Source organism: Caulobacter sp. AVps18 (assembly GCF_058681425.1).
In genome coordinates, this window is record NZ_CM178737.1 from 488015 (window position 1) to 513895 (window position 25881).

Genomic DNA, 25881 nt, shown 5'->3' on the forward strand with positions numbered 1-25881 from the left:
ACACTCCAAGACGAACGGCGAATGAGCGCGCCGACCGAGAGCTCTGCCCTAGGCCGGTCGGGTCGCCCCGTCGTTGATCCAGATCAAGGACGGCAGGGAAGCTCAGCCTACACTCAAGCCATGCAAGCTCGTCCAGCCTTTCTCGCCGACCTCGCCCAGGTCGCAAGGAGACTGAAGGGCCTGGAGAAGGCCGGCGCGGCCCCCCTGCGCCGCGCGCGACTTATGGTTCTGCTGGACGGGGCGGCGGCGGCCCTGTTCGCCGCCGCCCTGGCTTGCGCCATCGACGCTCTTGCCGGCGGGCGCGGACTTGCCGCAGCGACGCCCTGGCTTGCACTCTTGATCCTCTCCGGCGTCGCACGAGGCCTTTTGACCAAGCTGGCAGGCGAGGCCGGGGCGAAAGCCGCCGCCGCCGTCAAGGCCACCGCCCGCACTGACGTCGCCGCCGCCCTGACCGCCCGCGCGCCGGGTGCCGCCCTGTCGCGCGGCGCGGCGACCACAGCCGTCGTCGAGGGGGTAGAGGCGCTGGACGGCCATGTGTCGCGCTTCCTGCCCGCCCGCTTTTCCGCCACCGCTACGCCACTGGTCCTGATCGCCGTGGCGGCCTTCGCCAGCCCCATCGCCGCCGGCATCCTGCTGTTCGCCCTGGTTCCGTTCATTCTGGCCATGGCCCTGGCCGGTACGGCCGCCGCCGCCCAGTCGCGCGCCCAGTTCACGGCGCTTGAGCGATTGTCAGGCCTGTTCCTGGACCGCGTGCGCGCCCTGCCCGTGGTGCTGGCCTTTCAGGCGGAAGGCCGCGTGACCCGCGATCTTGGCCGCGCCGCCGATGACCTGGCCGAGCGGACCATCAAGGTGCTGCGGGTAGCCTTCTTCTCGTCGGGGGCGCTGGAGTTCTTCGCCGCCCTGTCGGTGGCCCTTGTGGCGGTCTATTGCGGTTTCAACCTGCTGCGGCTGCTGCCCTTCCCAGTTCCCGAACAGCTGGACCTGAAGCGGGCGATCTTCGTGCTGGCCCTGGCGCCGGAGGTCTATCTGCCGATGCGCCGCCTGGCCGCCGCCTATCACGACAAACAGGCCGCCGAGGCCGCCGCCCTCAGCCTGATTGCCCTGCCCGCCCCCACGCCCCGCCCGGCGACCCAGGCCCTGACCGCCCCGCCTGCCATCGCGTTCGAGCGCGTCACCATCCGCTATCCCGACACCGACGCCCCCGCGCTGGACGGCCTTGACCTGAGCGTACCGGCCGGACAGATCACCGCCCTTCTGGGTCCCAGCGGATCGGGCAAGAGCTCGCTGCTGAACCTGCTGCTGGATCTGGCACCGCTGAGCGGCGGCGTGGTGCGGATCGACGGCCATGAGGTGGGTGATCTGACCGGACAGATCGCCTGGGCGGGCCAGCATCCACTGATCGTCGCCGGCTCCATCGCCGACAATATCGCCCTGGCCCATCGGCAGGCCACCCGCGCCCAGATCGAAGCCGTGGCTCAGCGCGTCGGGCTTGCCGGTGCCCTGGCGCTGCGCCCCGGCGGGCTCGACGCCCTGCTGGACGAGCGCGGCAGCGGCCTGTCGGGCGGCGAGCGGCGGCGCCTGTCCCTGGCCCGCGCCCTGCTGAAACCCGCCCCGATCCTGCTGATGGACGAGCCCACGGCCAATCTGGACGCCGCCGCCGAAGCCCAGCTTCTGGCCGTCCTGGTCGAGGCCGCGCGGGGCCGTACCACCCTGATCGCCACCCATTCGGCGGCCGTGGCGGGCATCGCCGATCACGTCGTGAGACTGGCATGAGCATCTCGCCCCTTCAGGTTCTGATCCGCGACCAGCGGCGACGGCGGGCCGAGGGCCTGGTGGTGTCGGCGCTCTGCGCGGCCGGCGTGGGCGCGGCCTCAACCGTGCTGCTGGGCCTTTCGGGCTGGTTCATCACAGCCTCGGCCCTGGCGGGACTGGCCGGTCTGGCCACGGCCCAGGCCTTCAACGTGCTGCTGCCCAGCGCCACCATCCGCCTGCTGGCCATCATCCGCACCGGGGCGCGCTATGGCGAGCGGCTCAGCGGCCACGCCGCTGCCCTGCGGGCCCTGGCCGCCATCCGGCCGGTGCTGTTTGCGTCCCTGGCCGCCGCCCCCGCGCGCGAGGCCCTGGCGATATCCGGCGGCGAGGCCTCGGCCCGACTGGTGCAGGATGTCGATGCCGTCGAGACCCGCTTCGTGCGGCTGTCGGCGCCCTGGGGCGCGGGCGCGGCGGTGCTGTCGGGCGCAGGCCTTGCGGCGCTGTCGGGCTGGCCTGCGGCCGTGGCGATCCTGCTGGCGGCGCTGATCGCCCTGCTGGTCGCACGCGGGATCGCCCGGCGTCTGTCGTCGGCCGCCGGCGCCCGTATCCAGATCCTGATGGGCGAACTTAAGGACGAGGCCGCCGGTCTGTCGGCCGCTGCGCCGGAGCTGCGGGCCTATGGCCTGGAGACCTGGGCCGGCGAACAACTGGCCCAGCGCGGCGCGGCGCTGGATGCCGCCCGCCTTGAAGCGGCGCAGGCGCGGGGCTGGATCGCGCTGTCCCAGGCCGTGATCCAAGGCCTGACCGCCAGCGCCGCCATAGCTCTGGCCGCACCGGCCGGCGCCGCCCTGGCCGCCCTGGCGGGCCTGGCCGCCATCATGGCCGTGGACGGGCTGGCCGGCGTGGTCGCCGCTTTCGACCAGGACGGCGCTGCCGATCAGGCGGCTGAGCGCCTCGACACGATCCTGCGCCACACGCCCCGGCCCGCCCTTGCCCCCGCTTTTACCGAAGACCCGTCCGCCGCGCCGAGCCTGACCCTGCTGGGCCAGACCCTGGCTCCCGGCGAGCGGGTCGCCATCATCGGCCCGTCGGGCGTCGGCAAGACCACCCTGCTGGAGCGCCTGCTGGCCCTGCGCCCCTCTCAGCCAGGTGCCATCGCCTTGGGCGGCCTGGACCTGTCGAGCCTGGAGCCCGCCGCCACCCGCGCAGCCTTCGCCCACGCCCCGCAGGACGCCGCCCTGATCGTCGGCACCGTGGCCCAGAACCTGCGCCTGGCCGCGCCCGAAGCCAGCGACCAAGCGCTATGGGAGGCTCTTCGCGATGCGGACCTGGACAGCCGCATCGCCGCCGCGCCTCAAGGCCTGCACACCTGGCTGGGCGACAATGGCGAGCGCCTGTCGGGCGGCGAGCGGCGGCGGCTGTCGCTGGCGCGGGCCTATCTGCGCGCCGCACCCTGGCTGCTGCTGGACGAGCCGACCGAAGGTCTGGACACCGCCACCGAGGCCCTGGTGCTGGAACGGCTGGCCGCGCGGCTGGACCGCACCGGCCAGGGCCTTCTGCTGGTCAGCCACCGACCGGCGCCGCTGACCCTGTGCGGCCGCCGGATCGCAATGAACGCCTTGACGGACCCCGCATGAAAAAGCCCGGCGAAGTCTCCGCCGGGCTGATCGCCATGCCGCTGATGTCAGCGCTATTTTCGGTTGGTGTAGATATAGCCGCCCATCAGCACCACGCCGAAGGCCGTGAAGGCCGAAATGACCAGAATGAGATACGCCAGTTGCCCGCCCGTCATGAGACCTCTCCCGTGTTGAAGGCCGCAGGATCGTCTCTCGCGATCCGTCTTGCCTTGATCCACGTCAACGGAGCCGTGGGATTTTACGGCGATGGCGGCTCTTGTCCCCAGACTCGGCTATAGGATGCGGGTGACGGAGACGACGATCCCATGAAGGCTGGCAGGGGCGCGACCTTAGGCGCAGGCAATCCGCTGTTCAGCGATCCACGCCCGGGGCCCTACCTGCTGGCGGCGGCGCTGGTGGGGGTGACCTTCCTGGCGCGCCTTGGGCTGGGCGAGAGCTTCACTGCGCCGGCGGCCTTCCTGCTGTTCATCCCCGCCGTGCTGGTCAGCGCCGCCATCGGAGGCCTGTTTTGCGGCCTGTTCGCCACGGTCTGCGCCAGCCTGGCGATCCGCTGGGTCACGGATGGTGACGTGGCGAACCTGGCCGGGGCCCTGAGCGCGGTGATCTTCCTGCTGGTGGGTATCGGCATGGCCATCGGCGGCGGCTGGTTCCACGCCGCGCGGCGGCGCGCTGCGGCGACCAACGCCCACCTTCAATCGATCCTCGACACCGTCCCCGAAGCCATCGTGGTGATCGACCAGCAGGGGATCATGACCTCATTCAGCCCGGCCGCCGTGCGCCTGTTCGGCTGGACGCCGCAAGAGGCCATCGGCCAGAACGTCAACCTCTTGATGCCCAGCCCCTATCGCCAGGCGCATGACGGCTATCTGCACCGCTATGCCCGCACCGGCGAAAAGCGGATCATCGGGGTGGGCCGGGTGGTGGTAGGCGAGCGCAAGGACGGCTCGACCTTTCCCATGGAGCTGGCGGTCGGCGAGACCAAGGGCCCCCAGCCCTTCTATACCGGCTTCATCCGCGACCTGACCGACCGCCAGCAGACCGAGACGCGGTTGCAGGAGCTGCAGAACGAACTGGTCCACGTCTCGCGCCTGACAGCCATGGGCGAGATGGCCTCGACCCTGGCGCACGAGCTGAACCAGCCCCTGTCGGCTATCGCCAACCTGCTGACCGGCTCGCGGCGGCTGATCGACCGGGGGCGCGAGGCCGACCAGGCCAAGGTGCGCGACGCCATCGACCGCGCCGCCGCCCAGGCCCTGAGGGCCGGCGACGTGATCCACCGCATGCGCGACTTCGTGCGCCGCGGGGCCAGCCAGCGCGAGGTGGAAAGCCTGTCCAAGGTGGTCGAGGAGGCCAGCGCCCTGGCCCTGATCGGCGAGAAGGAACGCCAGGTCGATGTGCGCCTGCAACTGTCTCCCGCCGCCGACACCGTCTTCGCCGACCGGGTGCAGATCCAGCAGGTGCTGCTGAACCTGATCCGCAACGGCATCGACGCCATGCAGGACATGCCCCGCCGCGAACTGGTGATCGCCAGCGACCTGACCGAAGAGGGCTGGACCCAGGTCAGCGTGGCCGACACCGGAGCCGGCATCGCCGACGACGTGCTTGAAAAGCTGTTCCAGCCGTTCATGACCACCAAGCCCCAGGGCATGGGGGTAGGCCTGTCGATCTCGCGCTCGATCATCGAGGCCCATGGCGGAAGGATCTGGGCCCAGGCCAATCCGCGCGGCGGCGCCATCTTCAACTTCACCCTGCCCCCCGCCGAACTGGAGGATCACGCCCTATGACCGACGCCGTGGTTTATGTGGTCGACGACGACGAGGGTGCCCGTGAATCCCTGGCCTTCCTGCTGGAGTCGGCCGATCTGCACGTCGAGACCTATGCCAGCGCCCCGGCCTTCCTGGCCGCCCTGCCCGACGCCCGCCCCGGCTGCGTGATCACCGATGTGCGCATGCCCGAGATGAGCGGCCAGGAACTGGTCGCACGGCTGGCCGCCCTGGACGCCCGCCTGCCGGTCATCATGATCACCGGCCATGGCGACATCCCCATGGCGGTCGAGGCCATGCGCTCGGGCGTAGTCGACTTCATCGAAAAGCCCTTCTCGGAAAGCCGCATCCTCGACGCCCTGAAACGCGCCCTCAGCACGATCAGCCAGGCCCCGGCCGTGTCGGGCGATCAGGCCCAGGTGCTGCAAAGGCTGGAGACCCTGTCGGAGCGCGAGCGCCAGGTGCTGGACGGCGTGGTGGGCGGCCATCCCAACAAGGTCATCGCCCGCGACTTAGGCATCAGCCCCCGCACCGTCGAGATCTACCGCGCCAAGCTGATGACCAAGATGCACGCCGACAACCTGGCGGCCCTGGTGCGAATGACGCTGTCGGTGCGGGGTTAGGCTGGCGTAGTCGCGGCGGACGGTGCCGCAAGACAGCGCTAAGAGCTGCTCTGGGCCTATGCCATAGGCTTTGTCTGCGAGCCCGATATGGCCCAGCTTGACCACGCTTGAGCAAAAGCGGAGGCTCAATCCATGCGAAGCTATGCCCGATGGTGGGATGGTCCCTGGCCCTGGCTGGCCTATATCGTCACCTATGGCATCCCTTGGCTGTGGACCCCGCCTACATCTCACCAACTCCTGCTGTCCGCCGCCGCGCTCGGCCTCTTTCTGACGGTCTATTTCCGGTCTTTCCATCTGACCGGAAAGGCGCTGGCGGGATCGGTCGGGCTGATGGCCGTGATCGGTGTCGCGCTGGTTCCGGTGGGAGGCGGATGGAGCGGGCTTGCGGTCTATCCCGCCATGCAAGCCGCGCGCCTTCGCCCACAGCGCGCGGCTATTGGTGCCATCTTGCTGTGTTTGCTAGCCTTTCTTGTCGCCGGCGTTGTCTCGCGGCAACCGCTGGTCTGGTGGCTTCCCAGTCTGATCATGCCAGCCTTGATCGGCGGGGCGTCGCTGTCGCGCGAAGCCTTCTATGACCGGACGCGCGCTTTACTCGCGACGCAAGAAGAGGTTAGGCGGCTTGCTGGCCTCGTCGAACGCGAGCGTATGGCGCGCGACGTTCACGACGTGATTGGCCGCACGCTGACGCTGGTCGCTCTGAAGGCCGATCTTGTCGAGCGGCTGGCGGTCAGGGACGGAGAGGCGGCCTCGAAAGAGGCTCGAAGCATCGGCGAGCAGGCACGCGCCGGCTTCGCCGAACTCCGCGCCGCACTCGACGGTTACGCTGGAGGTAGCCTCTCTGGCGAGATCACCGCATCAATCGCGGCGCTGGAAACCGCGTGTATCCAGGTCGAGATTCGGGGCGACCCAACAGCGATCCCGCCCGACGCCGGGGCGATCCTCGCCATGACTCTGCGCGAAGCGGTGACGAACATCATCCGCCACGCGAACGCGAACAGATGCGTGATCGAACTGTCGCATCAGGTCGATCAATTGACGCTGACCGTAATGGATGACGGCGCTGGAACGACGATCGCAGAAGGAAAGGGCCTGACCGGGATGCGACAACGGTTGGCGGCGGCCGGCGGCGCGTTGGTCATCCGGCAGGACAGCGGCCTGTCGCTCGTCGCCAGTGTACCGGCATGAGCGAGCCGATCCGCATCGTCATCGCCGAAGATCAAACGCTGGTGCTGGGCGCGATCGCCGCCCTGCTCGCCCTTGAAAACGATCTTCATGTCGTCGGCCAGGCATGCGATGGCCAGAGCGCCTTGACGATGGTGCGCGCGCTGCGCCCCGATATCCTTCTGACCGATGTGGAGATGCCGGGTCTTTCCGGCATCGCACTGGCTCACGCCATCGAGGCGGAGAAGCTTCCGGTTCGGGTCATCGTCGTCACGACCTATGCAAGGCCTGGCTATCTCACGCGGGCGCGCGCGGCGAACGTCTCTGGCTATCTGTTGAAGGTCGCACCGGCGCAGTCTCTGATCGAGGCGATCCGTACGGTCTACCGCGGAGGTGTTGTTGTCGCCGCCGATCTTGCCGAGGCGGCGCGCCAGGCCGGCCCCGATCCGCTCACGGATCGCGAGCGCAACGTGTTGCGGTTAGCCGAAGAGGGGATGGCGAACAGGGATATCGCCCATCGCCTGGGCCTGTCGCCGGGCACGGTCCGCAACTACCTCTCTGAGGCGGCCTCAAAGCTATATGCCGTCAACCGGGTCGAAGCAGTCCGAATCGCCCGCAGCAACGGTTGGCTCTGATCCCCCCAGGCGACGCGAGGGGTGACATTCGTCACTACGGCGCAGGCCACCGTCGCGGCACGAAGCCGTCCGATCAATCGCCCGTTCGGGCGCTTCGGAAGGATGCGTCGATGCTTAAACTTGCGATCCGCTTTGCCCTGATCGCCGCCGCCCTCTGTTTTGCCGGCGGCGGGGCGCTGGCCGCGCCTTCACACCAGATGGCCGCGCCTGCGCCGCCGCCGACCCGTTTCACCGTCGTGGACCAGGGTGCCCTTGGAAAGCCGGATGTGATCCTGCTCCCGGGCCTGACCAGCGGACGATGGGTCTGGGAAGCTCAAGCGGCCAGGCTGACTAATGACTACCGCCTACACCTGCTCCAGGTGAACGGCTTCGCCGGTCAGCCCGCCGGCACCAATGCTGCGGCGGATCCGCTCTTGCCGGCGCTCGTGGAAGACCTTCACGCCTATATCGCCGCGCGCCGGATGCGCCCGACCATCGTTGGCCACTCTCTGGGCGGCCTGCTCGGATTGATGTTGGCGGAGAAGTATCCGCAGGACGTCGCCAGGCTCGTGATCGTCGATGCAACGCCGTTTTGGGGGCTAATGTTCGGTCCAAATATGACGGCAGAAAGCGTTCGACCGATGGCGCAAGCCATGCGAGACGGTGCCTTTTCATCGTCGCCGGCGCGTCGTGAAGCCTCGCAGCGCGACATTGCCGCCTCGCTTGCGCTTGATCCGCAAGCCCGCGCCCGCATCGTAGAGGATGGATTGGCAAGCGACGCTCAAGTGGGGGGGCGGGCGCTCTACGAAGACCTGACCACCGATCTTCGGCCCAAGCTCGCCACCATCAAAACACCGGCGCTCGTTCTCTACGCCTATGATCCGACGCTGGTCTTTCCAGGCGGAACAAAGCCGACAGCGGAAATGGCCGACGCCGTGTTCCGGGGCAGTTATCGGACCATGCCGAACGTGGAGTTGGTGCGTATCGACGACACCCGCCATTTCATCATGTCGGACCAACCAGAACGGCTGAACGAGGTGTTGAGGCGGTTCCTTTCCGATCCGGAAGCGCCGTCATCAGCGATGAGGACGAAACCTGTGAGCGCAAAGCCTTCCCGGTAGGGATCGGCTTTCAAGCGGACCCCGCGAACGTCTGAGAAGGCCCGCATGCCGGCATTGCCATCTGCTCAAGAGGCAGACCGAGCCCGCTCTCAAAGAGGAAGGGCGCAGCCCCCTACCCGGCCACGATCTCCATCCACACTGCGTGGTTCTGCCCCGGAGCCAGGGTCACCATGCCCGTCTCGCCCGGACCGAACGGATGAGGTCGGCTGGCGCAGGGTTCGACGCAGTAGAAATCTTCGCCCGGCGGCACATAGACGTGCAGCCAGCGGCAGTCGGGCGATGCGGTGATCGTCGTGTCGGGCAGGCCCGGCGCCGACAGCACGGCGGTCTGGGTCCAGCCCGTGTAGCAGTGGTCGATCAGGCCCGGATGCCCCTCGACTGCCGCGCCAGACGCCCAGTCGGGACCCCAGACGCCGGTGTGATGCACCGTGGGCAGCACCTCGTCGTCGATCATCCAGACGCCGTCGACCGGCGCAGTCAGCCCCTCGCCCGGGCGGCGCGGGAAATAGGGGTGGAAGCCCAGGCCCGCAGGCATGGGCGTCGGGCCCGTATTGGTCACCGACAGCTCGATTCGCAGGGACGCGGGCCCCAGCACGAAGCGCTGCTGCGCGCGATAGGCCCAGGGCCAGTCGCCGGGCGGGTGGTCGTAGGAAAGCACGGCCTGCCCGCCCTCGGCCCGGTCCACCGTCCAGGCACCGCGCCAGCCCTGGCCGTGCAGGGCATGGGGGTGGTCGCCGAGATTGGGCGGCAGCACGACGTCCACGCCCCCAAATGCAAAGCGACCATTCGGAATGCGGTTGCAGAACGGGACCAGCGGGAAGCTGGCGGTATCCAGGGCGTCAGTCGCCCCGTCAGGGCCGGCGCGCATCACCTCGCGCCCAGCGACGCTGAAGGCCCGCACGGCCCCGCCGACAGCGGGAAGAAGCTCAAGGCGCGCCGCGCCGGTTTCGAGAACGATCATGGCCGCATCGGTAAGACCGATCCGCAAACCGAGGCAAGCCCTTCTGGTAGCGCTATCCCCATCGACGGGCTTGCGCACTATCGCCGCCCAAGGCTTAGGCTGGGCCATGGTCGAAAAACTTTCCGCCGCCGCAGCGCGGCGCATGGCGCTGGCGGCGCAGGGCTTTGGCAAGGCGCGACCCACCGCGCCGGGGCTGCGTCATGTGCTGTCGACCATAGAGACCCTGGGCCTGCTGCAGATCGACTCGGTCAACGTCGTCTCCCGCTCCCACTACCTGCCGCTGTTCTCGCGGCTGGGCGACTATCCGCGCGCCCTGCTGGAGGATCTGGCCTGGGGCAAGAAACCCGTCCTCTGCGAATACTGGGGCCACGAGGCCTCGCTGATGCCGCGCGACCTGCACCCGTTGTTCCGTTGGCGGATGGCTGACGCCCGGGCCGGGGTGGGCGTCTGGAAAGGCGTGGCGAAGTTCCTCGACAGCCACCCCGAGGTGATCGCGGGGGCGCTGGACGAGATCCGCCGACGCGGCCCGCTGTCGGCCGGCGAGCTGGAAACCGGCGCCAAGAAGGGTCCCGGCGGCTGGTGGGGCTGGAGCGAGGCCAAGCGCGCGGTCGAATGCCTATTCTGGGCGGGCGAGCTGACGACTGCCACCCGCCGCACGGGCTTTGAGCGGGTATATGGCACGCCGCAGCAGGTGCTGCCGGCCGCGATCCTTGACACCCCGACACCGACGCGAGAGGACGCCCACCGCGCCCTGATCACCCGCGCCGCCAAGGCCATGGGCGTGGCCACCGAACGCGATCTTCGCGACTATTTCCGCATGGGTCCGGCCGAGAGCCGCGCCCGCATCGCCGAACTGGTCGAGGAGGGGGTTCTGGTTCCGGCGGCGGTCGAGGGCTGGGGGCAGAGCGCCTACATCGCCGCTGGCGCGGCGCGGCCCCGCAAGGTCGAGGCCACCGCCCTGCTATCGCCGTTCGACAACCTGATCTGGTTTCGCGAGCGCACCGAACGGATCTTCGACGCCCGTATCCGACTGGAGATCTACACCCCCGCCCACCTGCGCACCCACGGCTATTATGTGCTGCCGTTCCTGCAGGGCGATACGCTGACCGCGCGGGTCGATCTGAAGGCCGACCGCAAGACGGGCAGGCTACTGGTCCAGGCGGCGCATGCCCAGCCCGCCGCTGACGATCAGACGCCGGCACGTTTGGCGCAGGAGTTGCGGCTGATGGCGACCTGGCTCGGGCTGGGCGCGGTCGAGGTCAAACCCAGCGGCGACCTTGCAGCAGCGCTACAGGATGCCGTAGCGTCCTAGTCTAAGCGCGTTAGCGACAAGATCGCCTTCAGGCGACTTCGCGGCGCTCGTTGAGGCACTCGCTGATGGCGCGGGCGCAGCCCGGTATGCCCAAGGCACCGACAAAAGACATGGCGACGGCACCCACCAGCATTACGGGCTGAAAGATCAGCGTCATCCACTGGAAGAATCGCATGGGGTCTCTCCGCAAAGCCTCACCGATCGGCACGATGCAGAAGCACTAAGCCGGAACCGTGACAATTGTTCCGGACTCGAACGGAAAAATTCAGGGCGCGGCGCTTTGGTCCGCGGCGGCAGCAAGACCATAGGCCTGCCGGGTCGCTTCAATGCGGTCCAGCTTGGCGTAGAGCGCGCTCCAGTCGTCCCGGTCGGCGATGGGGGCCCACAGGGCCTCGACCTCCTCGATCAGCAGTTCCTCGGGCTCGTCGCGAGCGAAGACCGGGCTTTCCAGACGCTCGGGGCGGTCGGGCTCGAAGCCGGCCAACTGCTGGCGGAAGGCGAGGAACGGTGCCTCGCCATAGAGGGCCGCGCGCGGGCCGGCCAGGGCGCGGGCCTGCGAGGCCTCGCCGCCGAACCAGTCGAAGAAGAAGGGCTCCCAGCGCAGCGATTCGCCGCCATGGGCCAAGGCCCCGAAGGCCGCCGTGACCAGGGCGATATCGGCCGCCTCGCCGCGCGACCTGACCGCCAGCCGACGCAGGATCGCGCCCCGCAGCGCCTCGCGATAGGCGTCGGAGAAACCGTTCAGCGCCGCCAGCAGGCCTGACTGATCGGTGACCAGGGTCAGGCAGGCGGCCAGCTGTTGCAGGTTCCAGAACACCGCCTCGGGCTGGCGGCCAAAGCTGTAGAGCCCGTTGTGATCGAAATAGGCAGCGGTGAAGTTGGGATCATTGCGCGGCAGGAAGCGCCAGGGGCCGTAGTCGAAGCTCTCTCCGGTCACGACCATGTTGTCGGTGTTGAGTACGCCGTGCACGAAGCCCGCCGACATCCAGCCGGCCAGCAGCCTGGCGCTGGCGGCAACCACGGCGGTCATCAGGGCAGCGGGACGGTCGGGATCGTTGGCCAGATGCGGATAATAGGTCTCGACCGCATGGTCGACCAGCGTGGTAATGTTGTCAGCCCGCTCCAGCCAGGCCTGGCGCTGGAAAGTGCCAAAGCGGATGTGGCTGTGCGACAGCCGGGTCAGCACCGCCGAGCGGGTGGGGCTGGGCTCATCGCCGCGCTGCAGGGCCTCGCCGGTCTCGATCAGCGAGAAGGCCCGCGAGGTGGGCACGCCCAGGGCCTCCAGCAGGCCAGCCGCCAGGATCTCGCGCATGCCGCCCTTCAGGGTCAGGCGACCGTCACCCTGCCGCGACCACGGGGTCTGGCCCGAGCCCTTGGTGGCCAGGTCCAGAAGGCGATCAGTGCCCTGCTCCCGAAGCTGGGCGAACAGAAAGCCGCGCCCATCCCCGAGGTCGGGATTGTAGCTGCGGAACTGATGGCCGTGATAGCGCATGGCCAGCGGCTGGGGCTGGTTGCCCGGCAGGGGCTGGAACCGGCCGAAGGTCGCGATCCATGCGGCGTCGTCCAGCCCGTCCAGCCCGACTGTGGCGGCGGCGCGATCATTGCGGAACCGCAGGAGAGTCGAGGGGAAGTCCGCCGCCGCGACCGGATCGGCGAACTCGCCGCCCAGGGTCATGAATTTCGGATCGGGGCGATAGGCGGCGCGCAGGTTCATAGGAGGCAGATGAGGCCGCAGATCCCGTCTGGCAAGGCGCGCCGGACGATTTCAGAGGGTCGGGAATGCCGGCGCGGGCCTGTCGCTTCTGGGCAACAGCCGTTTCCGTTCCGTTTGCCCACAAGGGTTTCCCCTTGCCCTGCCGCAGGACGCTCCCTAATTCTTCGATGTCCGTTCGAACAATCGTTCGATTGAGACCAAACAAAACAGTCGAGGGCGATGCAAGCGCTCACGGCATAACGAACCGAGGTAGGAAATGCGCTTTACCCAGGTGCTTTGCGGCACGGCGTCAGCCGTCGTGCTCGCCGGTCTGTCCGCCGCTGGCGCCGCCCAGGCCCAGGACACCGACATCCCCACCGTCGACAGCATCGTCGTCACCGCCCAGAAGCGCGAGCAGAACCTGCAGGACGTGCCGGTCGTGGTGACCGCCGTCAGTGCCAAGCTGCTGCAAGACACAGGCGTCAAGGACATCAAGGATCTGACGATCCTGACCCCCGGCCTGACCGTGACCTCGACCTCGTCGGAAGCCTCGACCACCGCCCGTATCCGCGGCGTCGGCACCGTCGGCGACAATGCCGGTCTGGAAAGCTCGGTCGGCGTCGTCATCGACGGCGTCTATCGCCCTCGTAACGGCGTGTCGTTCGGCGATCTGGGCGAAATGGATCGCATCGAAGTCCTGAAGGGCCCGCAGGGCACCCTGTTCGGCAAGAACACCTCGGCCGGCGTCATCAATGTGGTGACCAAGGAGCCCGAGTTCGGCTTCGCCGCCAATGCTGAAGCCACCATCGGCAACTTCAACGCCCATGGCCTGGCCGCCTCGGTGACCGGCCCGCTGTTCGACTCCGAAAAGGTGGCCGGTCGCATCTTTGTGGCCGCCCGCGAGCGCGACGGCTTCAACGACGTCATCAACGGCAAGAAGCCCAGCAGCAACCGCGACCAGGACGCCGATCAGGGCTTCTACACCGTGCGTGGCCAACTGCTGTTCGTGCCGGACGACAACTCGACCTTCAAGCTCATCGCCGACTACACCAAGCGCGACGAGAACTGCTGCGGCGCCGTGCAGATCCGCACCGGTCCCACCGCCGGCATCCTGAACCTGGTCAGCGGCCAGACCGCCCTGGCCCCCGTCGCCAAGCCCTATGACCGCGTGGTCTATTCCAACCGCGGCGCACCGTCCTCGATCGAAGACATGGGCGTCTCGCTGGAAGGCAAGATCGACCTGCCCTTCGCCGAACTGACCTCGGTCACCGCCATTCGTAACTGGCGTACCGACAACGGCCAGGACAGCGACTTCACGACCGCTGACCTCGCCTATCGCGTCAAGGACGGCACCAACTTCAGCGAGTTCACCACCTACACCCAGGAACTGCGCCTGGCGGGCAAGACGGGCAATCTCGACTGGCTGGTCGGCACGTTCCTGGCTGACGAGAAGCTCGAGACCGGCGCCAACTTCCTCTATGGCAACGACTACGAGCAGTATCTGGGCCGTCTGCTGTCGCGCTCGGCCACCAATCCGGCCGGCGTCGCCAACTTCATCGCGGCCCTGACCGGCCGCGCCCCGGGCACGACCTTCACCCCCGGCCAGGGCCTGCGCGACACCTATTCGCAGCGCGCCAAGACCATCGCCCTGTTCACCAACAACAGCTACCAGGTGACCGAAGCCTTCAGCCTGACGGCCGGCCTTCGCTACACCTCGGAAAGCAAGGACGTCGACAGCTACCAGTTCAATACCGACGGCGGCGTCGGCTGCGGCATCGGCCTCACCCCGGCCGGCCAGGCCCGTATCGCCGGCATCGTCGGTGCAGCGGCCACCCCGACCATCGTCGGCAACCTCTGCCTGCCCTGGGCCAACCCGCTGTTCAGCGGCCGCGGCACCCACCAGGAGCGCAAGGACAAGGAATGGTCGGGCACGATCAAGGCGGCCTATCGCTTCACGCCTGAAGTGTTCAGCTACGCCTCGTTCGCCCGCGGCTACAAGGGCGGCGGCTACAACCTCGACCGCGCCCAGTCGTCCAACGGCCTGCCCAGCGGTGGTTCGGGCGTCCTGCCGGTGCTCGACACCTCGTTCCCGGCCGAGTTCGTCGACAGCTATGAAGTCGGCGTCAAGAACACCCTGTTCAACCGCTCGGTGCTGCTGAACTTCACGGGCTTCTACCAGAAGTTCACCGACTTCCAGCTCAACACCTTCCTGGGCACGTCGTTCGCGGTGCGCTCGATCCCGGAAGTGACCTCGCAGGGTATCGACGCCGACTTCCTGTGGTTCACGCCGGTTCGCGGCCTACGCCAAGACCGAATACGGCAATCAGAAGATCCCCAACGATCCGACGAACGCCCTGTCGCAGCTGCCGGGCGCTCGCCTGTCGCTGGCGCCGGAATATTCGGGTTCGGCCTCGGTTACCTATGAGCGGTACGTGGGCGAAAGCTACAAGGCCCGCTTCAATGTCGGTGCCAAGTACTCGTCCGACTACATCACCGGTTCGGACCTGTTCAAGCCCAAGACCCAGGACGCCTATACGGTCGTCAACGCCCGCGTCACCTTCGGCAATGCGGACGACAAGTGGGCCGTCGAACTGTGGAGCCAGAACCTGCTGGACGAAGAATACACTCAGGTCGGCTTCAACGGCTTCCTGCAAGGTTCTTCGGGCCTCAGCGCCACGAACACCACCTATGTTCCGGCCAATGATACGATCACCTATGACGCCTTCCTCGGCGCGCCGCGCACCTATGGCATGACCCTGCGGGCAAAGTTCTAACCGGGAGGGGATCCGGGACGGGGCTCGACCCCGTGTCGGCTTTCGGATGAGGGAAGGGCGATCCGGGCAACCGGGTCGCCCTTTTCCTTTTGCGCTTCCGGTCGCACGCCGCTCGACGCACCCTGTAGGAGGGATTCGCGAGCCATCGAGGCGACCATGAAGACGATCAGGTTACTGGGCTTCTGGATCTGCCTGGCGCTGGGCCTTGGCCTTGGAGTGCTGGCCCAGAAGGCCCCGACCCCGCTGGCGGCCTCAGCCCCTGCTGACGCATTCTCGGCTGGCCGCGCCATGGACGACGTCCGGGCCATCGCCCAGCGGCCCCATCCCACAGGCTCGGCTGACATCGCCAGGGTGCGCGACCATCTTCTGACCCGCATCAGCGAGCTGGGGCTGGAGGTCTCGATGCGGCCGGGCGAGGGCTTAACGCCCTATTCCCGCGATGGCCGCGACCTGGGTGTGGCGGCGGTGCAGAACGTGGTCGGGGTGCTGGCCGGCGCGGACCGCGAAGCCCCGGCCGTGCTGGTCATGAGCCACTATGACTCGGTCCACAACTCGCCCGGCGCGGCCGACGACGCCCTGGGTGCCGCTGCGGCGCTGGAGATCGCCCGCGCCCTGAAGGCCGGCCCGCAACCGGCCCGCGACGTGATCTTCCTTTTCACAGACGGCGAGGAGGCGGGCCTGATGGGCGCCGATGCCTTCTTCGCTCGCGATCCGCTTGTGAGCCATTTGGGCGTGGTGCTGAACATGGAGGCGCGGGGCGACGCCGGCCGCGTGGCCATGTTCCAGACCGGTCCGGAAAACGGCGCCCTGCTGGCCCTGATGGCGAAGACCGCCAAGGGCCCGTCGGCCAATTCCCTGGCCTCGACCGTCTATGAGAAGATGCCCAACGATACCGATTTCACCCCTGCGGTGAAGGCGAAACTGCCGGGCCTGAACTTCGCGCTCATCGACAACCAGCTAGCCTATCACACCCCGTTGTCGACGCCGGAGCGGCTGGACCAGGGCGGGCTGCAGCATATGGGCGACCAGGTCCTGCCCATCGTCAGGGCGCTGGCGACGCAGCAGGCCCTGCCGGCCAGAGCGCCCAACGCCATCTATTCCGACGTTCTGGGCCTGACCCTGATCCACTATTCCACCGGTGTGGGCTGGGGGCTGCTGGCGGTGGCTGCCGGGCTGATCGGCTTCAGCGCCCTGCGGGCCGTGCGCGGCGGCGGCACGAACCTCGTCGAGTTGGCGAGGGGCCTGGCGGGTGTGCTGCTGCTGACCCTGGCCGCGGCCCTGGTGCTGCACCTGCTGGGCCGGCTGCTCAATATCACCAGCGGCCAGAGGCTGTATGACGTACTGGGCCGCTTTGATCTGCTGCTGTGGGGTGCGGCGGCCCTGGCGATCGGCGCGGGCCTCTTCGTGCTGACCGCCCAGGCCCAGGGCCTGAAGCGACGGGTTCCCAGCCTGATCGCCCTGCTGCTGGGCGGCGCCTGCAGCCTGGTCGGCGGCTTTGACCCCGTGGGCCTGGGCCTGGGTGTCGCGGTGGCGGTCCTGGTCTGGGCAGCGCTGGGCGGCAAGACCGGGGTGCTGGGCGCCTGGATCGGCGGGCTGATCCTGCTGCTGCTCCTGTCCGTGACGGCCCAGATCCTGGCACCGGGGGCCACGGTGATGCTGGTCTGGCCGCTGCTGGTGGCCAGCCTGGGCGCGGCCCTGATCCTGGGTCTGGGCGGCACGCGAAACCGCCGGGTCGCCCTGCTGCTGACGTTCGCCATCGGCCTGCTGGCCGTGCTGACCCTGGCCCAGCTGACCGCCTGGGGGTCGTGGACCTTTGCGGGCATCGGTCTGATGGAGCCGGCTATCCTGGCAGTGTTCGTGCTGCTGGCCGCCCCGGCCCTGGCACCCCTGGCCTTTGACTTCGCCGAGTCGCCCTGGGCCTGGCGTGGGGTGGCCCTGCCCCTCGTCGCCGGGCTTGGCCTGTGCATTGCCGCCGGCGTGCCCCACGCCACGGCCGAGCGGCCCAATCTGACCGAGGCCCACCACGTGGCCGATCCGGGCGCCGACAAGGCCTGGCGCGTCTCGACCCTGCCGCAGCTGGACGCCTGGTCGCGGGCCGTACTGGTCGCCGACGGGGGCCTGGACCCGAAGAAGCAGGCCCTGGAACCTTTCGCCAGGGATCCGATGTGGATGTCGGAAACCCGCATCGTCGAGGTCGACCCGCCGTCCCTGACGGCGGAGCGTTCGGGCGAGCGGCTGCTGGTGCGGGTGCTTCCCGGCCCCGGCGCCGAGGTGCTGGTCCTGAAGGTCAAGGCCGACGCCGAACTGGCCGATCCCCGCCTCAATGGCCGGCCGATCACCCTGACCTCAAGGCCGGGGCAGTGGTCCAGCGTCACCTATCACGCCCCCGATCCCAACGGCGTGACCCTCAGCTTCACCACCGGGGCCAAGGGCCGGGTCGAGGCCACCGTGCTGGAATATCGCGACGGCTGGCCGGCCGGCGCCCTGCCACCTGCGGCCAAGCCGGCCGAGCTGATGGCCACCGGCATGTCCGACAAGACCGCCGTCATCGCCCGGGCCGGGCTGGCCTGGTAGGGAGCGTCACACCGTGACCACGCCCTCGCCCGGCTCCCGGGCATACAGGGCCTCGACCAGCGCAGCGCGGCGCTCCAGCGTGGCGCGCTGGTTGACATAGCCCTTGTCGGTGATCTCGCCCGCATCGATGGAGGGCGGCTCGGTCATCACGGTGAACCGGCCAATCCGTCGTGATGAGCCACCGGCCGAGGCGTTAAAGGCGGCCAGCCGGTCCTTGAGAAAAGCGACCAGCTTTTCCATCGGCGTGCCCGGCCCCGGATCCGCGACCAGCGCCGCCAGACCGGCAGGAGAAGGCCAGAACAGCGCGCCGATGAAGCCCCTGTCCTGCCCGCAGATCACCGCGTCGGCGATATAGGGGCTGCAGGCGGCCACCAGATCGGGGCGCAGCACCCCGACGCTGACCCAGGTGCCGCTGTCGAGCTTGAAGTCCTCGGTCACCCGGCCGTCGAACACCAGCCCCTTGGCCGGATCCTCGGGATCCACGAAGCGCGCCGCGTCGCCCAGCCGATAGAAGCCGTCCTCGTCGAAGGCGGCCGCCGTCTTCTCGGGATCCTTGTGATAGCCGCTGGCGACCGTCGGTCCCTTGACCCGCACCTCGAACTTGCTGCCGCTGGGGGCCAGTTTCAGCTGGATACCCGGCAGGGGCAGGCCCACCAGACCGACCCGCTCGGTAATCCAGTGGGTGACGGTGATGCCTTGAGTTTCGGTGGCACCGTACATGGTGGTCAGCGGGATGCGGTGGCCGGTCTCCGCCACGGCCAGGGCCTGGATGCGGGTATAGACGTCGTTGGACAGCGTCGCCCCGCCATAGCCCATATAGCGCAGGTTCCTGAAGAACGCGGCGCGCAGCACCGGGTCGCCCTCCAACGCCTCGGCCAGCATCGAAAAGGCGATCGGGGCCGAGCCGAAGACCACGGGCGAGACCTCATAGAGGTTCTTGATCGTGGTCTCGAACATCCCCGGCAGGGGCTTGCCCTCGTCGATATGCAGGGTGCCGCCGGCCCAGATCACCGCATTGAAGCCGATATTGCCGGCCGAGATGTGGCTCCAGGGCATCCATTCCAGGCTTTGGGGAACCTCGTCTGTCTCGGGTTCGTCCAGCTTCAGCCCGTCCTGGCCGGCGATCACGCCGGCCATCATGCCGTGGGTCTGGGGCACGGCCTTGGGCATGCCGGTCGAGCCGGAGGTGAACAGGTACTTGGCCACCGTCTGGGGCCCCAGCGTCTCGCGGGCGGCCTCGACGGCGGCGGTGGGGAGCGTGGCGGCGATATCGGCAAAGGCGATCGCGCCCTCGCCTGCACCATTGCCCGTGCCTTCGATCGTGACCACGGCGATCGTCGGATCGATGGCCCGCAACGTGGCCAGGGCCCGCTCGAACATCACCCCGCTCTGGGCGAAGACCACGCGGGGTGCCACACGCTCGAAACAGTGCCTCAACTTGGCATGGTCGGTCGAGATCAGGCTGTAGGCCGGGCTGATCGGGGCCACCGGCACGCCGGCCGTATAGGCGCCCAGCATGATCAGGGCGTGCTCGATGGAATTGCCCGACAGCACCATGACGCTGTCATCGGCGCCCAGGCCCTGGTCCAGCAGCCACTGCGAGACGCCTTCAGCGGCTCTCAGGGCCTGACCATAGGTCACGCCCCGCCACGGCCCATGGCCAGGCTCGCGCTGCTTCAGATAGGGCCGGTCGGGGTGCTCGGCGGCCTTTTGTGCCAGCAGATGGGCGATGGAACGCGGCCCATCGCCGGGGGCATGGTTGGAGGTGATGACGATGCAGCCGTCGGGCCGATGCTCGACGCTGACATCGGGTCCCTTCATCGGCAGGGGCTTGAAGGCAGCCTCGGCGTCGCGCAGCGGCGACGCGCCATCGGGCGGCGTCATGGTCTCACTCCCTGGGTTATCATTGTTCTCTTTGAGCCCGACGTTAACCCAAAGCGGCGGCACGGCAAGACGGTCCGCAGCCGAACTCGCACGTGGCGCCCCACAAGAGGCTCGAAACGTGCTAGGATGCGCCGTGCGCTGATGACGGCGTCCCTACCCGCCCCGCGATGCTCACTCTGGCGTACCGGGCGACTGCAAGAAAAAGATCATGACCCAGCGCGCCGAAATCACCTGCGTCGCCCAGAACGGGCGCCATAGCCCTTATGAGCGTATCACCCATATCGGCGGCGGCGTGGCCAAGCCCTGGACCCTGACGATCAAGGAAGCCATCAAGCTGGTCGACAGCGGCAAGTGGCGCTTTTTCGTCCGCGACGGCGAGACCGAGCTGCGGGTCGAGGCCGTGACCAGCCGCACGGGCTCGCGCTATCTGAAGACCGTCAATGAACGCACCGAGCCGCATCTGCTGCTGTCGCTGCCCAACTGCGTTCTGGCCGAGGTCGCGCCCAGCCAGGCGGTCTGAGGCGCTTAGGAGCGCGTTCCGAAAAGTGGGAACCGGTTTTCGGAATGAAACGCGGGTGAAAACAAAAGACTAGAGCGCGCATGCGTTCGCCGCCTCACGCGGATCACCGCTGAAGGGTTGGGAAGGGTCGCGGAGCGCCCGGGCCTCGCCCGGATGTGAGTGTTTAGAAGTACCGTTTCGACGAAGACGAGCGCTCCGCGTAGTCCGTTTTCCGGTGAGCCTTGGGGGCGCGGGGTTTTAACCCGCTCCCAATGAGGCCCCCGGCGGGCGGAGGATTGGCATCCTCCGGACCGTCCAGGCGATTTCAGCCCGGACCTGTTGCGTTTCCGCCGGTCCGCCGCCTGGGGAATTGATCCCAAACCCCGATCCGAAACGCCCGCCTTCCCTGGAGGGACAGGCCACATCTTGCAAACCGGGCGCTTGAGGCCCCAGATGACGGCCGACGGAACGCTTCCCGCTCGACCACCCCCAAAGGCCCATCAGGTCGCCGGCCGACGTCCCTTCCCTTGCCTCTGGGTGACATCAGTATGGGGGGCGTTTTGAGCGCGTCTGACGGCGCGGTGCGAGATTTTTTCAGGGCGTTGATTTAGCTTGGGTTTGTGGGCGATGCGCCGGGGATGGAGAGCGCTGCCTCCCCGTACTTGCCCCCTACGGGTCGCTTCGCGACCGTCTTCCCCCAGAGGGGGAAGATGTGATCATCCGCCTCCATGCTCCCCTTCGGGGGAGCTGTCGGCGAAGCCGACTGAGGGGGGCGGGGGGCGGACGGCCAGCGGCGCTGGCCGATCAGGCCTCAGCCCTTTGTCAGGGCTCGCCAGCCGATGTCGCGGCGGTAGAAGCCGCCCTCAAGGCTGATGGCCCCCAGCGCCGCATAGGCCACGTCGCGAGCCTCGTGCAGGGTGGCGCCCAGGGCGCAGACATTGAGCACCCGGCCGCCGGCGGCCACCAGACGGCCCTCGAACTCGCGCATCGTGCCGGCGTGGAAGACCACGGCCTCGTCGCCGAAATCGGCGTCGGCGCCCTGGATGCGGCCGCCGGTCTTGGGGGCGTTCGGATAGCCCTCGGCGGCCAGCACCACGCAGATCGCTGCCTCGTCGCGCCACACCGGCGCGGGGGCCGAGGCCAGGTCGCCCTTGGCGGCCGCCAGCAGGATCGGCACGATGTCGCTCTCCAGGCGCAGCATCAGGGTCTGGCACTCGGGATCGCCGAAGCGGGCATTGTATTCGACCAGCCTGGGCCCGGTGGGCGTCAGCATCAGGCCGGCATAGAGCACGCCCACATAGGGATTACCCTCGGCGGCCATGCCTTCGACCGTGGGAACCACCAGCTCGCGCCAGGCCTGGTCGATCAGGTCCTGGGTCAGGACCGGAGGCGGCGAATAGGTGCCCATGCCGCCGGTATTGGGGCCCTCATCGCCGTCATAGGCGCGCTTGTGATCCTGGGCCGCGCCAAAGAACATCGCCGTCGTGCCGTCGCAGATCGCAAACAGCGAGGCCTCCTCGCCGTGCATGAACTCCTCGATTACAACCCGCGCCCCGGCCGCGCCGAACCGGCCGCCCAGCATGTCGAGCACGGCGGCGTCCGCCTCGGCGCGGTCAGCGGCGATCACCACGCCCTTGCCGGCCGCCAGACCGTCGGCCTTGATCACGAAGGGGGCCTGCAGCGTATCGAGGAAGGTCCCGGCGCTGCCTGCGTCGGTAAACACGCCATAGGCGGCCGTGGGCAGGTTGTGGCGGGCGCAGAAGTCTTTCGTGAAGGCCTTGCTGGTCTCCAGCTGGGCCGCGCGCCGGCTGCCGCCGAAACAGGGGATGTTCAGTTCCGCGAGGCGGTCGGCGAGCCCGACCTCCAGCGCCGATTCCGGGCCGACGACGACCAGATCAGCGGCCATCTCCTGGGCCAGGGCGACCAGCCCCTCGACGTCGGTGACCTTCACCGCCCTGAGCTGCGCGACAGCGGCGATCCCCGGATTGCCCGGCGCGGCGACCAGCCGTCCGCACAGCGGCGACTTGGCGATCTTCCAGGCCAGGGCGTGCTCGCGCCCGCCGGACCCGACGAGGAGGATTTTCAGCTTTTCCATGAGGCCGGGGTGTGGCGCGGGGGGCGCGTGGGGTCAAGGTGGAAGGCGCTTGATCCCAATTCCACCGCCCCACGCTGCACATCATTCGCCTCCGAAGATGAGCAGCCTGCGCCGACGCCCATAGACGCCAAAAGCGCTCCGGTGCCCGGTTCAGCGAGGATCCAGCCTTGCCAAGATCCCGGATGTTCCGCATGTTACGGAACAATGGAGACCAACATGCTCAAAGTGCCGTCCACTGAGATCGCCAAGCGCTTTTCGCAGTATCGCCAGGCCGCCCAGCGCGAGCCTGTGGGCGTAACCCACTATAACCGGGTCACCGAGGTTCTGATTTCCAAATACGACTACGACGAATATGTCCGCCTCAAGAGCCTGGCCACCCGCGCCGTGCCGGTTGCGGAGCTCTCGGATGAGACGATCGCTGCGCTTGCGATGGCCGAGATGGACGCTCGGCACGCCCCCCTCGACGCTCTGATCGACGACTAATCCGGGATGACGGCGATCCCCAGTCCAGAACCCGGTCTCGTCGTCCATTTCAACTATCTCTGGAGCCGCGAGTTCGACCGGGGCCGCGCGGAAGCCCGTTACGCTCGACCCTGCGCGATTGTTCTGTCGCATCGCCGCACGGTCGATGGCGTCACGATCGCTCTGCTGGCGCCGATCACCCATTCCGAGCCACGCCCTGGCGATCACGCCGTCGAAATCCCCTTGGCGGTCAAAACCCACCTTGGCCTGGACGAGCAACGCTCGTGGGTCATGGTCGACGAAGTGAATGAAAGCGCTTGGCCAGGTTATGACCTGCAGGCCAACGCACAGGGCCAATATGCCTATGGCTTCATCCCGCCCATTCTGTTTGGGCGGATCAAGGCCGAGATGATGCAGGTGCTGAAGGCCAGCCGCCTGAGACGCGTTCCGCGCTGAGGCACCGGCCTTGCAGACTTCGGTGTGATGATCGCCGGTTCAGGGAGCCTTGAAAACGATCGGAATGCTGATGGTCGCGCCCGCGACCGGCTGCCCGTCAGGCATCACCGGCTTCAGCCGAAACTTCGGGGTCAGGCGCAGGGCCGCATCGCCAAAGCCCCAGCCCTGGGGCGTTTCCTCGACGGTCGAGCACCTGGTCAGCTTGCCGGTGGCCAGCACGCTGCAGAGCACCGTGGCCCGACCGTCAATCCGGCTCTTGCGCGCCGCCTTGGGGTAGACGGCCGCCATGTTGCTGCCATTGGGGCGCTTGTCCCAGTCCGAGCGCGGGATCACGATCGCCCGGATCGGGGGCGGCGGGGTTTGGGCGACGGCCTGAACGGTCATGGCGACGACAAGTGCGGCGAACATCGATTCCCTCAGGGGTTATGGGCTGAGGTTAAGCGCTCAAGGGTTGCATCGTCCAGCGGGTTGAAGGCCGGCTTCGGGCCGGAGGGGGCCGTCCTTACATCTCACGGCTGGACGCCGGCGGTCTGGGCAGGCTGCGCACCGCCCGCGCCCCGCCACACACCGGGATGACGGGGGATTATAGATTCTGAGTGCGAAGCCACCGCCCCTCGGGCAGAGCCCTCCTTACATCTCACGGCGAGACGCGGGGCAGCGGCGTCAAATCAGGGTCAGGTGTCCCACGTGATCGGGGCCCAAGGTTGTTTCTCGGCCCATGCCTTGGCCTGCTTAAGCGTGGGATAGTAAGGACACTGCGCCCCGCTGACTGAATAGAGGCGGCCATCCGCTCCCAAAGGGACCGGATCGTAAGAGTCGCCGTGAAACTCCGGCCCCTCATAAAGGCAATCGTCGAGCCATTGGGCGTGAGCAGGGTCATGATCGTACGCGACGATCACGACACGTTGTTGGACGGCTCCGTCATAGAGCCACCAGCCAGCGAGAACCGGTTCACCTTGATAGTCATTTAGCGCCATGGCCGAACGCTAAAGGCCAGGCCCAAAGGGAACAACCCTCTGCGCCGGAGGGAGCCCTCCTTACATCTCACGGTCGTGTCCCGGGACGTGGTGTAGCTCGTTGGCGATAGCGTAGCCGCTCGCGACGCGCGCCTTCCCCATGGCGCCGTAGCGAGCGAGCGGCGTAGCGGTGGTCATCCACGATCTTCGGTAGGGTTGGGTTGCGAAGCTCAACCTGAACCAAGGACCGAAGATGACCGAAGACACAATCGCCCTTCGCGGGCTGATGGAGAAGAGCGGCGACAGCGATTTTCTACGCGAGATGATCGGGTTCGCCGCCCAACGCCTTATGGAGCTGGAGGTGGGCGGCCTGACTGGGGCTGCGCACGGCGAGAAGAGCCCCGAGCGGCTGGCGCAGCGCAACGGCTACCGCGATCGCGACTGGGAGACGCGGGCGGGCACGGTGGAACTGCGGATCCCAAAGCTTCGCAAGGGCTCCTACTTTCCGGGCTTCTTGGAGCCGCGGCGGCTGGCCGAGAAGGCACTGACCGCGGTGATCCAGGAGGCCTACATCCAGGGGATCTCGACCCGCTCGGTGGATGACCTGGTCAAGGCGATGGGCATGAGCGGCATCTCCAAGAGCCAGGTCTCGCGGCTCTGCGAGGAGATCGACGAGCGCGTCCAGGCCTTCCTGACCCGGCCGATCGAGGGCGACTGGCCCTACCTGTGGATCGACGCCACCTATGTGAAAGACCGCACCGCCGGGCGTATCGTGTCCAAGGCCGTCATCGTCGCCGTGGGCGTCAACGCCGATGGCCGGCGCGAGGTGCTGGGCCTGGCGGTGGGCCCTTCCGAGGCCGAGACGTTCTGGACGGACTTCCTCAGAAGCCTGGCCCGGCGCGGCCTGCGGGGCGTCAAGCTGGTGACCTCCGACGCCCACGAGGGTATCAAGGCGTCGGTCTCCAAAATCATGAACTGCACTTGGCAGCGTTGCCGCGTCCACTTCATGCGCAATGTCATGGCTCACGCCGGCAAGAGCGGTCGCGCCATGGTCTCGGCCTTCATCGGCACGGCCTTCGCCCAGGACGACGCCCAGGCCGCCAAGACCCAATGGCGCGGCGTCGCCGACCAACTGCGGCCCAAACTCCCCAAGCTGGCCGGCTTCCTCGACCAGGCCGAGACCGATGTCCTGGCCTACATGACCTTCCCCGCCGCCCACCGCACCAAGTTGCACTCCACAAACTCCCTGGAGCGGCTCAATGGCGAGATCAAACGCCGGACAGAGGTCGTAGGCATCTTCCCCAACGAGGCCGCCATCATCCGGCTCGTCGGCGCCATTCTGCTCGAGCAGAACGACGAATGGGCCGTCCAACGATGCCGCTACATGACCCTGGAAAGTGTCGCTCCCTTGAGCGATGATCCCATCGTCAGCCTGCCCATCATGGCGGCCTGACCAATCCGGCTCAGCCGGAGAGCGCGGTGATCACGCCGACGCAGTTACACCACGCGATGGGACACGACCCATCTCACGGCGAGACGATCGC

Annotated in this window: 19 protein-coding genes and 1 pseudogene; 14 read left to right on the top strand and 6 right to left on the bottom strand. The window is 67.9% G+C overall.

Translation table 11 applies throughout. The features are described from left to right. Nucleotides 1–120: 120 nt before the first annotated feature. The 7 genes from cydD (at nucleotide 121) to ACW179_RS02305 (ending at nucleotide 8671) form a co-directional block, all read left to right on the top strand. A complete protein-coding gene (cydD, locus tag ACW179_RS02275; protein ID WP_492062547.1) occupies nucleotides 121–1773 on the top strand; it encodes a thiol reductant ABC exporter subunit CydD in 1653 nt (550 codons plus the stop codon). Beyond that, on the top strand, nucleotides 1770–3389 hold the full coding sequence (locus ACW179_RS02280; protein ID WP_492062548.1) for an amino acid ABC transporter ATP-binding/permease protein: 1620 nt from the start codon (nucleotides 1770–1772) through the stop codon (nucleotides 3387–3389). The genes cydD and ACW179_RS02280 overlap by 4 nt, the downstream gene beginning before the upstream one ends. 305 nt (nucleotides 3390–3694) lie before the next feature. Next, on the top strand, nucleotides 3695–5173 hold the full coding sequence (locus ACW179_RS02285) for a PAS domain S-box protein (protein ID WP_492062550.1): 1479 nt from the start codon (nucleotides 3695–3697) through the stop codon (nucleotides 5171–5173). Next, on the top strand, nucleotides 5170–5775 hold the full coding sequence (gene fixJ / locus ACW179_RS02290; RefSeq protein WP_492062555.1) for a response regulator FixJ: 606 nt from the start codon (nucleotides 5170–5172) through the stop codon (nucleotides 5773–5775). Before ACW179_RS02285 ends, fixJ begins: the two co-directional genes overlap by 4 nt. Before the next feature lie 132 nt (nucleotides 5776–5907). Continuing rightward, nucleotides 5908–6960, top strand: a complete 1053-nt coding sequence (locus ACW179_RS02295; RefSeq protein ID WP_492062557.1) for a sensor histidine kinase — start codon at nucleotides 5908–5910, stop codon at nucleotides 6958–6960. Further along, complete coding sequence (locus ACW179_RS02300) at nucleotides 6957–7571, top strand: response regulator transcription factor (RefSeq protein WP_492062562.1); 615 nt, start codon at nucleotides 6957–6959, stop codon at nucleotides 7569–7571. The genes ACW179_RS02295 and ACW179_RS02300 overlap by 4 nt, the downstream gene beginning before the upstream one ends. A gap of 110 nt (nucleotides 7572–7681) precedes the next feature. Further along, the gene (locus ACW179_RS02305; RefSeq protein WP_492062566.1) at nucleotides 7682–8671 is read left to right on the top strand and encodes an alpha/beta fold hydrolase; all 990 of its coding nucleotides are present in this window, start codon (nucleotides 7682–7684) and stop codon (nucleotides 8669–8671) included. Between the two features lie 112 nt (nucleotides 8672–8783). Here the strand turns inward: ACW179_RS02305 and ACW179_RS02310 are convergent, their stop codons facing one another. After that, nucleotides 8784–9632 (bottom strand): aldose 1-epimerase, encoded by an 849-nt coding sequence (locus tag ACW179_RS02310; RefSeq protein ID WP_492062568.1) that lies wholly within the window; start codon nucleotides 9630–9632, stop codon nucleotides 8784–8786. A gap of 106 nt (nucleotides 9633–9738) precedes the next feature. On the opposite strand from ACW179_RS02310, the gene ACW179_RS02315 reads away from it, so the two are divergent. Beyond that, entirely contained in the window at nucleotides 9739–10944 is a 1206-nt protein-coding gene (locus ACW179_RS02315) for a winged helix-turn-helix domain-containing protein (protein ID WP_492062571.1), read from the top strand. Between the two features lie 28 nt (nucleotides 10945–10972). On the opposite strand, the gene ACW179_RS02320 is transcribed toward ACW179_RS02315, so the two are convergent. Together ACW179_RS02320 and ACW179_RS02325 are read right to left on the bottom strand one after the other, a co-directional pair. Then, entirely contained in the window at nucleotides 10973–11101 is a 129-nt protein-coding gene (locus ACW179_RS02320) for a hypothetical protein (protein WP_492064242.1), read from the bottom strand. Nucleotides 11102–11209: 108 nt separating this feature from the next. After that, a complete protein-coding gene (locus ACW179_RS02325) occupies nucleotides 11210–12658 on the bottom strand; it encodes a protein adenylyltransferase SelO (RefSeq protein ID WP_492062574.1) in 1449 nt (482 codons plus the stop codon). A gap of 256 nt (nucleotides 12659–12914) precedes the next feature. On the opposite strand from ACW179_RS02325, the pseudogene ACW179_RS02330 reads away from it, so the two are divergent. Continuing rightward, nucleotides 12915–15411, top strand: a pseudogene (locus ACW179_RS02330) (TonB-dependent receptor). A gap of 156 nt (nucleotides 15412–15567) precedes the next feature. After that, on the top strand, nucleotides 15568–17985 hold the full coding sequence (locus tag ACW179_RS02335) for a M20/M25/M40 family metallo-hydrolase (protein WP_492062577.1): 2418 nt from the start codon (nucleotides 15568–15570) through the stop codon (nucleotides 17983–17985). A 6-nt stretch (nucleotides 17986–17991) separates the two neighbouring features. Here the strand turns inward: ACW179_RS02335 and ACW179_RS02340 are convergent, their stop codons facing one another. Continuing rightward, on the bottom strand, nucleotides 17992–19869 hold the full coding sequence (locus tag ACW179_RS02340) for an AMP-binding protein (protein ID WP_492062579.1): 1878 nt from the start codon (nucleotides 19867–19869) through the stop codon (nucleotides 17992–17994). A gap of 208 nt (nucleotides 19870–20077) precedes the next feature. Between ACW179_RS02340 and ACW179_RS02345 the strand changes: the two genes are divergently transcribed. Further along, entirely contained in the window at nucleotides 20078–20389 is a 312-nt protein-coding gene (locus ACW179_RS02345) for a DUF3892 domain-containing protein (RefSeq protein WP_492062581.1), read from the top strand. A 790-nt stretch (nucleotides 20390–21179) separates the two neighbouring features. Here ACW179_RS02345 and purD read toward each other — a convergent pair. Further along, the gene (purD, locus tag ACW179_RS02350; protein ID WP_492062584.1) at nucleotides 21180–22463 is read right to left on the bottom strand and encodes a phosphoribosylamine--glycine ligase; all 1284 of its coding nucleotides are present in this window, start codon (nucleotides 22461–22463) and stop codon (nucleotides 21180–21182) included. A 216-nt stretch (nucleotides 22464–22679) separates the two neighbouring features. Here purD and ACW179_RS02355 point away from each other — a divergent pair, with 216 nt between their 5' ends. Both ACW179_RS02355 and ACW179_RS02360 read left to right on the top strand, forming a co-directional pair. Continuing rightward, nucleotides 22680–22946: a type II toxin-antitoxin system Phd/YefM family antitoxin gene (locus tag ACW179_RS02355; RefSeq protein WP_492062586.1), complete on the top strand. Its 267-nt coding sequence runs from the start codon at nucleotides 22680–22682 to the stop codon at nucleotides 22944–22946. A gap of 6 nt (nucleotides 22947–22952) precedes the next feature. Further along, nucleotides 22953–23381: a hypothetical protein gene (locus ACW179_RS02360; protein ID WP_492062588.1), complete on the top strand. Its 429-nt coding sequence runs from the start codon at nucleotides 22953–22955 to the stop codon at nucleotides 23379–23381. Between the two features lie 39 nt (nucleotides 23382–23420). Here the strand turns inward: ACW179_RS02360 and ACW179_RS02365 are convergent, their stop codons facing one another. Continuing rightward, a complete protein-coding gene (locus ACW179_RS02365; RefSeq protein ID WP_492062590.1) occupies nucleotides 23421–23789 on the bottom strand; it encodes an energy transducer TonB in 369 nt (122 codons plus the stop codon). A gap of 801 nt (nucleotides 23790–24590) precedes the next feature. On the opposite strand from ACW179_RS02365, the gene ACW179_RS02370 reads away from it, so the two are divergent. Then, a complete protein-coding gene (locus ACW179_RS02370) occupies nucleotides 24591–25790 on the top strand; it encodes an IS256 family transposase (RefSeq protein ID WP_492059584.1) in 1200 nt (399 codons plus the stop codon). The last annotated feature ends 91 nt before the right edge of the window (nucleotides 25791–25881 follow it).

What these genes read in the sequence shown, in the direction of transcription:
- ACW179_RS02340 (WP_492062579.1), bottom strand. Translation starts at nt 19,869, where the DNA reads ATGACGCCGCCCGATGGCGCGTCGCCGCTGCGCGACGCCGAGGCTGCC.
- fixJ (WP_492062555.1), top strand. Translation starts at nt 5,170, where the DNA reads ATGACCGACGCCGTGGTTTATGTGGTCGACGACGACGAGGGTGCCCGT.
- ACW179_RS02335 (WP_492062577.1), top strand. Translation starts at nt 15,568, where the DNA reads ATGAAGACGATCAGGTTACTGGGCTTCTGGATCTGCCTGGCGCTGGGC.
- ACW179_RS02300 (WP_492062562.1), top strand. Translation starts at nt 6,957, where the DNA reads ATGAGCGAGCCGATCCGCATCGTCATCGCCGAAGATCAAACGCTGGTG.
- ACW179_RS02285 (WP_492062550.1), top strand. Translation starts at nt 3,695, where the DNA reads ATGAAGGCTGGCAGGGGCGCGACCTTAGGCGCAGGCAATCCGCTGTTC.
- ACW179_RS02310 (WP_492062568.1), bottom strand. Translation starts at nt 9,632, where the DNA reads ATGATCGTTCTCGAAACCGGCGCGGCGCGCCTTGAGCTTCTTCCCGCT.
- ACW179_RS02325 (WP_492062574.1), bottom strand. Translation starts at nt 12,658, where the DNA reads ATGAACCTGCGCGCCGCCTATCGCCCCGATCCGAAATTCATGACCCTG.
- ACW179_RS02320 (WP_492064242.1), bottom strand. Translation starts at nt 11,101, where the DNA reads ATGACGCTGATCTTTCAGCCCGTAATGCTGGTGGGTGCCGTCGCCATG.
- ACW179_RS02355 (WP_492062586.1), top strand. Translation starts at nt 22,680, where the DNA reads ATGCTCAAAGTGCCGTCCACTGAGATCGCCAAGCGCTTTTCGCAGTAT.
- ACW179_RS02360 (WP_492062588.1), top strand. Translation starts at nt 22,953, where the DNA reads ATGACGGCGATCCCCAGTCCAGAACCCGGTCTCGTCGTCCATTTCAAC.
- ACW179_RS02305 (WP_492062566.1), top strand. Translation starts at nt 7,682, where the DNA reads ATGCTTAAACTTGCGATCCGCTTTGCCCTGATCGCCGCCGCCCTCTGT.
- ACW179_RS02345 (WP_492062581.1), top strand. Translation starts at nt 20,078, where the DNA reads ATGACCCAGCGCGCCGAAATCACCTGCGTCGCCCAGAACGGGCGCCAT.
- ACW179_RS02370 (WP_492059584.1), top strand. Translation starts at nt 24,591, where the DNA reads ATGACCGAAGACACAATCGCCCTTCGCGGGCTGATGGAGAAGAGCGGC.
- ACW179_RS02280 (WP_492062548.1), top strand. Translation starts at nt 1,770, where the DNA reads ATGAGCATCTCGCCCCTTCAGGTTCTGATCCGCGACCAGCGGCGACGG.
- cydD (WP_492062547.1), top strand. Translation starts at nt 121, where the DNA reads ATGCAAGCTCGTCCAGCCTTTCTCGCCGACCTCGCCCAGGTCGCAAGG.
- ACW179_RS02365 (WP_492062590.1), bottom strand. Translation starts at nt 23,789, where the DNA reads ATGTTCGCCGCACTTGTCGTCGCCATGACCGTTCAGGCCGTCGCCCAA.
- ACW179_RS02315 (WP_492062571.1), top strand. Translation starts at nt 9,739, where the DNA reads ATGGTCGAAAAACTTTCCGCCGCCGCAGCGCGGCGCATGGCGCTGGCG.
- ACW179_RS02295 (WP_492062557.1), top strand. Translation starts at nt 5,908, where the DNA reads ATGCGAAGCTATGCCCGATGGTGGGATGGTCCCTGGCCCTGGCTGGCC.
- purD (WP_492062584.1), bottom strand. Translation starts at nt 22,463, where the DNA reads ATGGAAAAGCTGAAAATCCTCCTCGTCGGGTCCGGCGGGCGCGAGCAC.